Genomic DNA, 11,251 nt, shown 5'->3' with positions numbered 1-11,251 from the left:
GCGTAAGCCGACAAACACCACCAGCTTACGCCGCGTTCGTATCTTTCAGCACGCCGCGCTTGATCTGGTCCAGCTCGATCGACTCGAACAGGGCGCGGAAATTGCCTTCGCCGAAGCCCTGGTCGCCCTTGCGCTGGATGATCTCGAAGAAGATCGGGCCGATTACCGTCTGCGTGAAGATTTGCAGCAGCAGTTCGCGTTCGTTTTCCGTGCTGTGGCCATCGATCAGGATGCGCAAGCGGCGCAGTTCTTCCAGTTGCTCGCCATGGTTCGGCAGGCGGCGGTTGACCAGCTCATAGTAGGTTTCAATCGTATCCTGGAAATCGATACCCGTATCGCGCATGCCTTGCACGGACGCGTAGATATTGTCCGTGCCCAGGGCGATGTGCTGGATGCCTTCGCCATGGTACTGGTCCAGGTATTCGGCGATCTGCGACTTGTCGTCCGACGATTCATTGATCGGGATGCGGATCTTGCCGCACGGCGAAGTCATGGCCTTCGACTTGAGGCCCGTCAGCTTGCCTTCGATGTCGAAGTAGCGCACTTCGCGGAAGTTGAACAGGTTTTCATAGAAGCTTGCCCATTCCTTCATGCGGCCACGGTGCACATTGTGCGTCAGGTGGTCGATATAGGTCAGGCCATGGCCAACGGGGTTGGCGACGGCGCCGGGAATGGCGACGAAATCGACGTCATAGATGCTGATGTCGCCGATGCCGCCGGGTGCGGCCGCGTCCGGCTTGTCGGCGCCCTTGCCGCGCCAGCGGTCGACGAAGTACAGCAAGGAATCGCCCACGCCCTTGATGGCGGGAATGTTCAGCTCCATCGGGCCCGTTTTATTGTCGAAACCCCAGGCGCCCAGTTCCAGCGCGCGGCGGTAGACGAAGGCGGCGTCATCGACACGGATGGCGATGGCGCACACGGACGGGCCGTGATGGCGGGCAAAACGCTGCGCGAACGAATCTTGTTCGGCATTGATGATGAAATTGATGTCGCCCTGACGGTACAGGGTCACATCCTTGTGGCGGTGGCGCGCGATGGCCGTGAATCCCATGTTCTCGAACAGCTTGCCCAATGCTTTTGGGTCTGGTGCTGCATACTCGACGAACTCGAAACCATCGGTACCCATCGGGTTATCCCAAGGCTGAAATTGCATGATGTCTCCTCCAAGAAGTAGCGCACAGTATAGGCGCGGGTCACGGGCATTAAATGCCAAAGATCTCCCGAACAATCATGATTTGCGCAATAATATTGCGTGAAACACGAACCACCGGAGGAAGCATGAGCAAAATTACGCTGGATAAAACGGATCGCAAGATCCTCTCCGTCCTGCAGGCCGATGGCCGCCTGTCGAATCAGGACGTGGCCGAGCAGGTCAGCCTGTCGCCGTCGCCATGCTTGCGCCGCGTCAAACGGCTGGAAGAAGCGGGCGTGATCCGCCAGTACGTGGCCCTGCTGGACCCGGAAAAGATCGGCCTGGGCTTGCTCGCCTACGTCAACGTGCGGCTGGAAAAGCACAGCGACGCCACCGCCCATGCCCACAGCACGGCAAGAGTACTGGCGCCGAATCTGGTGACGAACACGTCGCCGCGCGCCGACTTCGCCGTGGCGGTGGCGCAATGGCCGGAAGTGGTGGCCTGTTATGCGATGACGGGCGAGATGGATTATCTGCTGCGCGTGCACGTGGAAGACATGGAGCACTTTTCACGCTTCATGATGGCGACCCTGCTGCGCCACCCGGCCGTGCTGGACGTGAAATCGAGCTTTGCCTTGCAGCGCATCAAGGATACGACGGCCCTGCCCTTATTGTGACGGCGGTGACGGCGGCCCGGGCTTCTTCTTGCGGCCCGGCAAGCGCTCGAACAACTTGCTGGCGGCGCGCGCATTCGCCTTGAACGTGTAGTCGAACATGGCGAACTGCTCCTGCACGGCTTCCTGCAGCATGCTGCCCGGATTCGGCGGCAACAATTTCAAATAAGCATCGGCTTCGCCATAGTCGCGCTGGATTTCCATGCCCGCCTTCTTGGCGATATGCATCATCGTCTTGTTGGACGACAAGCAATGCATGTACAGGGTATCGACGTCGTTGTTACGGCAGTGAATTGCCGCCCGCTCGAACAATTTCGAGCCCACGCCCATGCCGCGCATGGATTTCGACACGGATACGCCAAACTCGGCCACCTGCTCCTTGTCCGTCACGACGCTTTTCGCCGGCGACTTGTCCTTCGGCGCGAACGCCAGATGCCCCACGCCCACCAGCTTGAACAGGCTGTTATAGACGCCGTAGACCATGTCGCGCGAAAAATCCATCTTGTGCACGTACTGGGCGACGAGCTCATCGGGCAAGGCGCTGCCGAAGCGCAGCAGGCGGTCGCTTTTCTCGAGCGACAGGAAGTGCTTCATCATGCGGCGCCGGTCGCGCTCATGCAATTGCTTGACGAGCACGGTCGGGCGCCCGCCGCTACGGCTGAGCCAGCGGCGAAACGGGTTCTGGAATAATTTGGGCAGGGTCATGGCAGCTCCGTGCCGCTGATCGCATTCGTGACGGCCTCGACCCGCGCCACGTGGATGAGCTCGGGAATGCGCTTCGGTTCGTGTGCGCAAGCTTGTGCCAGCGCGCCCGCATCGACGCCGCGCACGGCGGCCAGCATCGCTTGCAGCCAGGCCGACTGCGGGAACGCAGTATCCTGGGCATGCACGTCGCAGGCGATGGCGTCCAGCATCTGCACGAAGCGCTGCGGCTTGCGCAGTCCGTCGCAGCGTTCGCACAAGCGCACCAGTTCCTCGGCGCTCAAGGCCAGCGCACCGGCAACGGCGACCTGCTCGCGCGCCGCCATCACGGCCAGCTCGCGGCAATCGTTGGGCACGCGCAGGCGCTCGCTGAGCGCGTTGATCTGCCCAAGCGGCACGGCCAGCATCAGCACGGCAAAGCGCACGCACAGGTCATGACCGGCACTGGCGGCATGATCGATCACCTGCAGCAAATGTTCGTTGACTGTCAGTTCCGGCAGGATGCGTTCCAGCGCGCCGCATTCCTGCAGCACCGTCAGCATGCGCGACGGACGCGCCTCCATCAGCCCCTTGGCCACTTCCTGCCACACGCGCTCGGCCACCAGGGCGTCGACTTCGCCGTCCAGCACCATTTGACGCATGAGGGCCATGGTGGCGGGCGCCACCGTAAAAGTATCGAAGCGGGCGGCAAAGCGGGCCAGGCGCAGGATGCGCACGGGGTCTTCGCCGAACGCGTCGGAAACGTGGCGGAAGATTTTGTTCCGGATATCCTCGATGCCGCCGAACGGGTCCGTCAGGCTGCCGTCCTCGGCTTGCGCGATGGCGTTGATGGTCAGATCGCGGCGCACCAGGTCTTCTTCGAGGGTGACGTCGGGCGCCGTGTGGAAGACAAAGCCCCGGTAGCCGGGGGCCGTCTTGCGCTCCGTGCGGGCCAGCGCGTACTCTTCCTGCGTCTTCGGGTGCAGGAAGACGGGGAAATCCTTGCCGACGGGCCGGAAGCCCCGGCGCAGCATGTCTTCCGGCGTGGCGCCGACGACGACGTGGTCGTGGTCTTTCACGGGCAGGCCCAGCAGTTGGTCGCGCACCGCGCCACCGACCGTGTATATCTTCATAACACTCTTTTCTTAGTCAGGCAGTTCCGCGTCGTGCTTGGGCGCCGTTTCCGTTTCCGCCAGCGCTTCCGCGATCCAGCGGGCGACGGCCGGGTGCGCCTGCACGCGCTCGCAATACGCGTTCAGCGCCGGCGCCAGGCTCACGCCATAGGTGCGGAAACGCATGACGACGGGGGCGAAATACGCGTCGGCGATGGAAAAGTCGCCAAACAGGAACTGGTGGTGGCCAAAGCGCGATAAACACTCTTCCCAGATTTCGCTGATGCGGCCGATGTCGGCCTGCGCGGCGGCCGTGCGGCCCCGGCCCGGCAATTTCGCCTTGATGTTCATCGACATGTCCGTGCGCAAGCCCGTGAAACCGGAATGCATTTCCGCGCAGACACAGCGCGCCATGGCGCGCGCGGCCACGTCTTGCGGCCACATGTGCTTATCGGGAAACTGCTCGGCCAGGTATTCGCAGATGGCCAGGCTGTCCCAGATCGTGATCTCGCCCGCCAGCAGCACGGGCACGCGGCCGCTGGCCGAATACGCGGCAATTTTGGTGGCCGTGTCGCCCTGGTCGAGCAGCACGCGCACTTCCTGGAACGGGATACCGAAGGCCGTCATGGCCACCCATGGACGCATCGACCACGACGAGTAATTCTTGTTGCCAATGATGAGGGTCAGGCCCGGCTCGCGGGCGGCGGCCAGGGTTTGCGTCAGGCTGGGATCAAGGATGGTCGTTTGCATGGTCGGGTAGCTTTAGTTGGATGATGGCAAATCGGCAGAAACAGCGCTGTTTTTCGGTCCCACGGTACCCAGGCGCGCCTTCAGCGACTGCGGGCTCTTCTCGAACAGGGCCGCGTAATACGTGGCGTTGGCCATCACGTTTTTCACGTAGCCGCGCGTTTCCGTATATGGAATCGTTTCAGCGAAGACGGCGCCTTCCAGCGGACGGGTCATGGTGGCGCGCCAGATGCGCAAGCGCCCCGGTCCCGCGTTGTAGGCGGCGCTGGCCAGCACTTGCGAACCGTCAAGGCCGCCAAGCACCATGTTCAGGTAGTTCGTGCCCAGCAAGACGTTGGTGCGCACGTCGCTTAAGGTTTCCGTGACGAAATCGGTGAGGCCGATCTTCTTGGCGACATAACGGGCCGTCGACGGCATCACCTGCATCAGGCCGGACGCGCCCACGTGCGACTGGGCATCCATGATGAAGCGCGATTCCTGGCGGATCAGGCCATACACCCAGGCTTTGTCGAGACCCAGGGTTTGCGTGGCCGGGTGCATGACGTCGTCGTGCGGCGTCGGGTAGCGCTGCGTATAGTCCACTTCCAGGCGCGTGCGGTCCGAGGTGTTGACCATGCGGTCGAGCACATTGTTCTGGCGCGCAAATTCCGCGGCCGCCAGATGCTGGCGGTCCGTCATCGAACGCAATTCCCAGTTCCATTCGCGCGTGCCTTCGAAGCGCAAGCGCATGTTAAAAAATTTCAAGGCCCGCTGCAGACCCGGATTGGCGGCCATGGCGGCGATTTCCGCCGGCGTGATGGGCTGGCCCGGCGGCGGCAGCACCAGGTGGTTGCCCAGTTCTTCATTGGCCAGCAAACCATAGAAATTCGATTGATCGCTGATCGTGCGGTACAGGGCGTCCGCCTGCGCGTTCGGACGGCCCGGCGTTTCCGCCTGCTGCGCGCGCGCCAGCCAGTACACCCAGGTAGGATCGGTGCGCAGGGAGGCCGGCATGGCCTGGATGCTGGACTTCACCACAGGCCAGTTACCTTCGCGCAAGGCGATACGCGCCTTCCATTGCATCTGTTCCAGGGTCAGCGGCGCACCATTAGTCTTTTGCCAATATTCGAACGCTTCCGGCGCCAGCGCATACGACGCTTGCAGCGCCAGGCTGGCCCAGCCGATGGCCTGTTCCTGCGCCGTCAGCTGCGCACTGGCCTTTTGCAAGGCGACGACGCCCAGTTTCAAGGTGCTTTTCGCCATGCGGCCAACGGCCACCAGATACATCTCGTGGTCGGCACGGCTGGCGCCCGCGCCCTTGGCCAGCACCAGCGCCGGCAAGTCGATCGCTTGCGCCATCTTCGCGTCGGAGGCGCCCAGCAGCAGCGCGATGCGGCGCGCCGGGCCCGTGGCGTTGGTCTGGCCCGCCAGGCGGATCTGCGCCCACAGGTCGTTCGTGTCGAACTGGCCGTTTTGCGCCAATGTCGCGATCAGGCTGCCACACGCTTCGCCATAGCCGGGCGGCGACACCAGCAGGTTGCGCGCCTCGGCGGCCACGTTCTGGCCCTTGGCCGCGCGCGACATCAGCGCGTAGCACTTGAGCTGGGTATCGTCGTCGAGGGCGAATTGCGGATATTGCTCATCAAACACGACCCAGTCGCGCTTGCGGCCCAGTTCCAGCAGCCAGTCGTTGCGGAAACGGTCGGCGATGGCGCTGCCCTTGTAGCGGTTCAGGTAATCGCGAAATTGCGCCTCGGTCAGCAGTTTGATGCGCGGTTTCAGCCGATAATAGTCAACATATGATGGAATCTGGTAATTCGTCAGGCGCCCCGCATAAAAGTCGGCTTTTTCGACGTCATCCTTGCGCGCGGCGTCGCGCAGCAGCAGGAAGGCATCGTCCTCGCTGCGCGTGTCGGGAGCGGCTGGGGATATGGTGGTGGAAACCTGGGCCAGGGCGGCCAGAGGAGACAAGGCCGATGCAACACACAGCATCGTGCCGGCAATCCATTTCAGTGGGGAAATCAATGTACGACTCTCAATCTTAACTTGATGGTGATATGAATAGCGACCCTAGAATAACATGCGATCCGGCTACACGGCCACCCATTGCGCCACAGGAAAAAGCCGGCTTGCGCAAAGCCCTGCTGGCGGCCCGGCGCGCCCTGCCCGACGCCACGCGCGCGGGGTGGGATGCGGCCATCGCGCAGCGCCTGCTGGACTGGTGCGCGCAGGAAAACGTCAAGGAACTGGGCGTGTACTGGCCCCTGCATGGCGAGCCGGACTTGCACGATGCCTATGCCCAACTGGCCGCGCGCGGCGTGCAATTAAGCCTGCCCGTGGTGCTGGAAAAGCATGCGCCGCTGGCCTTTTCCGCCTGGACGCCGGGCGAGCCCATGGTCAAGGATGGCATGGGCGTGGCCGTGCCGGCCCGTTTGCGCCTGCGTCCGGCGCCCGCCACCCTGCTCGTGCCCTGCCTGGGATTCAATGAGGAACGCTTCCGGCTCGGCTATGGCGGCGGGTATTACGACCGTACCCTGGCTGCCACGCCGCGTCCGCGCACGCTCGGGATCGCCTACGCCTGCCTGGCGGCCAGCTTTCCCAATGGCGAATACGACATCGCCCTCGATCACGTCGTGACCGAGGGCGATCTGTACTGACGAGTCAGGACGGTTTATTTCACCAGGCGCTGCCACAGGGCCGTCGTGGCGGCCGCCTGGTTCATGCTATAGAAATGCAAACCTGGCGCGCCGCCTTCCAGCAGGCGTTCGCACAAGCCCGTCACCACGTCGAGGCCGAAGGCCTTGATGGATGCGCTGTCGTCGCCGAAGCTGGCCAGTTTCAGACGCACCCAGCGTGGAATTTCCGCGCCGCACATGTCCGAAAAGCGCATCAGCTGCGTGTAGTTCGTGATCGGCATGATGCCGGCCACGATGGGCACGTTGATGCCCATCTTCTGCGTCTGCTCGACAAACTGGAAATACGCGTCGGCATTGTAGAAGTACTGGGTGATGGCGGCATTCGCGCCAGCCTGCACCTTGCGCGCGAACGCATTCAGGTCGTCCTGCGGCGAACGGGCTTGCGGGTGCACTTCCGGATAGGCGGCCACTTCGATATGGAAATGGTCGCCCGTCTCGGCGCGGATGAATTCCACCAGCTCGTTGGCGTAACGGAACTCGCCCGAAGCGCCATAGCCGCTGGGCAAATCGCCGCGCAAAGCCACGATACGCTGCACGCCGGCCGCCTTGAAGTCGGCCAGCACGGCGCGGATCGATTCGCGCGAACCGCCGACGCAAGACAGATGCGGTGCGGCCTGTTCGCCGGCCGCCAGGATCTCGCGTACGGTGTCCAGGGTACCCTGCTGCGTGGTGCCGCCGGCGCCAAAGGTCACCGAGAAATACTTTGGATGCAACTCAGACAACTTGACACGCGTGGCGCGCAGCTTTTCCGCCCCTTCCGGGGTTTTCGGCGGGAAAAACTCAATACTGAAATTATGCTTTTCCATCGTCATTACTCAAAAGTAAGGTCGACAGGGCCCAGGAAATGACGCTGTACAGCAATGCACCACCCACGGCCGACCAGAAACTGGCGACATGGAAACCATCGATTATTTGCGCCACCAGCCAGAACATGAAGCCGTTGATGATCAGAATGAACAGGCCCAGCGACAAGAACGTCACGGGCAGGGTCAGCAAGATCAGCAAAGGACGGATCAGCGCATTGACCAGCCCCAGCACGGCAGCGGCCAGCAGCGCGGTCCAGCCGCTGCTCATCGTCACCGAATGCATCAGGTAGGGGACGGCAAACAGGGCTGCCGCATTGATAAACCAAATCAGTAGCAAGCGCATTTCTCTAGCCTGTCAAAGAAAGTCAGGCCGGCAATAGCCGGCACAAAAGATATACCGATCAGTCTTGTTGCCTCAGGAACCGTAGCGAGCGGATGCGCGGCGTGGCCGAGAAGCGCAGCTGTACGAAGGTACAGCGAGCATCGCCGGCTGCGCCCCGCGCCGCGCAGTAGGTTCATGAGGCAACCATCTTAATAGCGGTAGTGCTCTGGCTTGTATGGACCTTCCGTGCGCACGCCGATGTAGTCGGCTTGCTCTTGCGTCAGTTCCGTCAGCTGCGCATTCAACTTTTTGAGTTGCAAACGGGCGACTTTTTCGTCCAGGTGTTTAGGCAGGGTGTACACGCCGACCGGGTAGTTGGCCGTGTTTGCGTACAGTTCGATCTGGGCGATCGTCTGGTTGGCGAACGACGAGCTCATCACGTACGACGGGTGGCCCGTGCCGCAACCGAGGTTGACCAGGCGGCCTTCGGCCAGCAGGATGATGCGGCGGCCCGACGGGAAGATGATGTGGTCGACTTGCGGCTTGATGTTTTCCCACTCGTATTGCTTCAGCGAAGCGACGTCGATTTCATTGTCGAAGTGACCAATGTTGCAGACGATGGCCTGGTCTTTCATGCGCGTCAGGTGATCGTGCGTGAGGATGTGATAGTTGCCCGTGCAAGTGACAAAGATGTCGCCGTGTTCGCAGGCGTAATCCATGGTCACCACGCGGTAGCCTTCCATCGCCGCCTGCAGTGCGCAGATCGGATCGACTTCCGTCACCCACACTTGCGCCGACAGGGCGCGCATGGCTTGGGCCGAACCCTTGCCGACATCACCGTAACCGGCGATGACGGCCACTTTGCCGGCGATCATCACGTCGGTGGCGCGCTTGATGCCGTCGACCAAGGATTCGCGGCAGCCATACAGGTTGTCGAACTTCGATTTCGTGACGGAATCGTTCACGTTGATCGCAGGGAAAGCCAGCTTGCCTTCCTTGTGCATCTGATACAGACGGTGCACGCCGGTCGTCGTTTCTTCGGTCACGCCCAGGATTTCCGGCAGACGCTTCGAATACCAGGTCGGATCGGCCAGCAAGTGTTTCTTGATCGAATTGAACAGGCAGATTTCTTCGTCCGAACCCGGATTGGCCAGCACCGACAGGTCGGTTTCCGCGCGCACGCCCAGGTGCAGCAGCAGGGTAGCGTCGCCGCCATCGTCGAGGATCATGTTCGAGTAGACAGCCTTGCCGTCCACGTTCGGCCATTCGAAGATGCGGTGCGTGTATTCCCAGTAGTCGTCCAAGGACTCGCCCTTGACGGCGAACACAGGCGTACCGGCCGCAGCGATGGCGGCGGCGGCGTGGTCTTGCGTCGAGTAAATGTTGCACGATGCCCAACGCACTTGCGCGCCCAGTGCTTCCAGGGTCTGGATCAGCACGGCGGTCTGGATGGTCATGTGGATGGAACCGGTGATGCGCGCGCCTTTCAGAGGCTGCGCTGCCGCGAATTCTTCGCGGATGGCCATCAGGCCAGGCATTTCCGTTTCAGCAATCTTGATTTCTTTGTCGCCCCATGCGGCCAAGGTGATATCGGCGATGGTGTAGTCGTGTTGCGATTTGAGTACGGCGTTCATCACGCCCTCCTTTCAGTTGAAAAAGGTACGTGAGCGCGGTTGCAGGATATTCCGAGCCTGGCGAATTTCTTCGTCGCAACGCTCCTCGGACGGGGGATTTTAACATTGTCAAGGCCGGTGCGCCAGCTTGTTCGCCATACATTGCCATGTAACAACACATAAAAAAAGCGCCCGCAGCCAGCAGGCCGGGGCGCTTTTCTTGCAAGTCGAACTAGATTACTTCAGGCCGGCGGCGTCGCGCAGCAGGGCGACCTTGTCCGTACGCTCCCACGTGAATTCCGGCTCTTCGCGGCCGAAATGACCGTAGGCGGCGCTCTTCTGGTAGATCGGGCGCAGCAGGTCGAGCATTTGCACGATGCCTTTTGGACGCAAGTCGAAGTGCGCCAGCACCAGCTTGGCGATTTCCGTATCCGGAATCACGCCCGTGCCTTCCGTGTAGACGGTGATGTTGATCGGCTTGGCCACGCCGATGGCGTAGCTGACCTGCACCTGGCATTGGCGCGCCAGACCGGCCGCGACGATGTTTTTCGCCACGTAACGGGCCGCATAGGCTGCCGAACGGTCGACTTTCGACGGGTCCTTGCCCGAGAACGCGCCGCCGCCGTGCGGGGCTGCGCCGCCGTAGGTGTCGACGATGATCTTGCGGCCGGTCAAGCCGCAATCGCCTTGCGGACCGCCGATGACGAAACGGCCCGTCGGGTTGACGAGGAATTTGGTCTCGGTCAGCCATTCGCGCGGCAGGATGGGCTTGATGATTTCTTCGATGACGGCTTCTTCGATCTGCGAATGCGAGATTTCCGGCGCATGCTGGGTCGACAGCACGACCGTGTGCACGCCGACGGGGCGGCCATCGACGTAGCGCAGGGTCACTTGCGATTTCGCATCCGGACGCAGCCATGGCAAACGGCCATCCTTGCGCAGCTGCGACTGGCGCTCGACCAGGCGGTGCGCGTAGTGGATGGCGGCAGGCATCAGCTCGGCCGTTTCATCGCAAGCGTAGCCGAACATCAGGCCCTGGTCGCCAGCGCCTTGATCCAGGTCAATACCCGCACCTTCATCGACGCCTTGCGCGATGTCCGGCGACTGCTTGTCGTAGGCCACCAGCACGGCGCAACCCTTGTAGTCGATGCCGTATTCCGTGTTGTCGTAGCCGATGCGTTTGATGGTTTCGCGCGCAACTTGAATATAATCCACATTGGCGTGGGTGGTAATCTCGCCAGCCAGCACCACCAGACCCGTGTTGCACAGGGTTTCGGCAGCCACGCGGGCGGCTGGATCCTGGGTCAGGATGGCGTCAAGGATGGCGTCGGAAATTTGATCGGCAACCTTGTCGGGATGGCCTTCCGAAACGGATTCGGAAGTGAAGAGATAGTCGTTTGACATTGCAAGCTCCTGTTTACTATGTGAATGTTCTGTCGCAGTAAAGAGGATTTTGCCTGCGACGCTTTAGCGAGATTTATATTCCGCA

Annotated in this window: 11 protein-coding genes and 1 riboswitch; of the genes, 2 read left to right on the top strand and 9 right to left on the bottom strand. The window is 61.8% G+C overall.

The genetic code is table 11. From position 1 onward, the window contains the following. Window positions 1-25: 25 nt before the first annotated feature. Entirely contained in the window at window positions 26-1,153 is a 1,128-nt protein-coding gene (hppD, locus tag CLU90_RS20150) for a 4-hydroxyphenylpyruvate dioxygenase (protein WP_070313026.1), read from the bottom strand. Window positions 1,154-1,278: 125 nt separating this feature from the next. Here hppD and CLU90_RS20145 point away from each other — a divergent pair, with 125 nt between their 5' ends. Then, complete coding sequence (locus CLU90_RS20145) at window positions 1,279-1,809, top strand: Lrp/AsnC family transcriptional regulator (protein ID WP_092713587.1); 531 nt, start codon at window positions 1,279-1,281, stop codon at window positions 1,807-1,809. On the opposite strand, the gene CLU90_RS20140 is transcribed toward CLU90_RS20145, so the two are convergent. The 4 genes from CLU90_RS20140 to CLU90_RS20125 are packed head-to-tail and all read right to left on the bottom strand — an operon-like array spanning window position 1,801 to window position 6,350. After that, a complete protein-coding gene (locus CLU90_RS20140; RefSeq protein WP_092713585.1) occupies window positions 1,801-2,511 on the bottom strand; it encodes a GNAT family N-acetyltransferase in 711 nt (236 codons plus the stop codon). The genes CLU90_RS20145 and CLU90_RS20140 overlap by 9 nt on opposite strands. Then, window positions 2,508-3,620, bottom strand: a complete 1,113-nt coding sequence (locus CLU90_RS20135) for a multifunctional CCA tRNA nucleotidyl transferase/2'3'-cyclic phosphodiesterase/2'nucleotidase/phosphatase (protein WP_100428789.1) — start codon at window positions 3,618-3,620, stop codon at window positions 2,508-2,510. Before CLU90_RS20135 ends, CLU90_RS20140 begins: the two co-directional genes overlap by 4 nt. Before the next feature lie 12 nt (window positions 3,621-3,632). After that, complete coding sequence (locus tag CLU90_RS20130) at window positions 3,633-4,349, bottom strand: glutathione S-transferase family protein (RefSeq protein WP_100428788.1); 717 nt, start codon at window positions 4,347-4,349, stop codon at window positions 3,633-3,635. Window positions 4,350-4,361: 12 nt separating this feature from the next. Next, window positions 4,362-6,350, bottom strand: coding sequence for a lytic transglycosylase domain-containing protein (locus CLU90_RS20125; RefSeq protein WP_100428787.1), 1,989 nt, complete (start codon window positions 6,348-6,350; stop codon window positions 4,362-4,364). Window positions 6,351-6,454: 104 nt separating this feature from the next. On the opposite strand from CLU90_RS20125, the gene CLU90_RS20120 reads away from it, so the two are divergent. Then, window positions 6,455-6,982: a 5-formyltetrahydrofolate cyclo-ligase gene (locus CLU90_RS20120; protein WP_100428786.1), complete on the top strand. Its 528-nt coding sequence runs from the start codon at window positions 6,455-6,457 to the stop codon at window positions 6,980-6,982. 14 nt (window positions 6,983-6,996) lie between these two features. Here the strand turns inward: CLU90_RS20120 and metF are convergent, their stop codons facing one another. From metF to metK, 4 genes are all read right to left on the bottom strand, one after another. After that, on the bottom strand, window positions 6,997-7,827 hold the full coding sequence (metF, locus tag CLU90_RS20115) for a methylenetetrahydrofolate reductase [NAD(P)H] (RefSeq protein ID WP_092713575.1): 831 nt from the start codon (window positions 7,825-7,827) through the stop codon (window positions 6,997-6,999). Continuing rightward, complete coding sequence (locus tag CLU90_RS20110) at window positions 7,814-8,170, bottom strand: phage holin family protein (RefSeq protein WP_092713573.1); 357 nt, start codon at window positions 8,168-8,170, stop codon at window positions 7,814-7,816. Before CLU90_RS20110 ends, metF begins: the two co-directional genes overlap by 14 nt. A 188-nt stretch (window positions 8,171-8,358) precedes the next feature. Beyond that, complete coding sequence (ahcY, locus tag CLU90_RS20105) at window positions 8,359-9,783, bottom strand: adenosylhomocysteinase (RefSeq protein ID WP_092713571.1); 1,425 nt, start codon at window positions 9,781-9,783, stop codon at window positions 8,359-8,361. Between the two features lie 24 nt (window positions 9,784-9,807). Beyond that, window positions 9,808-9,876: riboswitch (S-adenosyl-L-homocysteine riboswitch) on the bottom strand. A gap of 123 nt (window positions 9,877-9,999) precedes the next feature. After that, on the bottom strand, window positions 10,000-11,166 hold the full coding sequence (gene metK, locus CLU90_RS20100; protein WP_092713568.1) for a methionine adenosyltransferase: 1,167 nt from the start codon (window positions 11,164-11,166) through the stop codon (window positions 10,000-10,002). Between the last annotated feature and the right edge of the window lie 85 nt (window positions 11,167-11,251).

Origin of the sequence: Janthinobacterium sp. 67 (assembly GCF_002797895.1) — a bacterium.
Lineage (GTDB): Bacteria > Pseudomonadota > Gammaproteobacteria > Burkholderiales > Burkholderiaceae_D > Janthinobacterium.
Note: the sequence above shows the minus strand (reverse complement) of the source record. Positions and strands in the feature narration are given on the sequence as shown.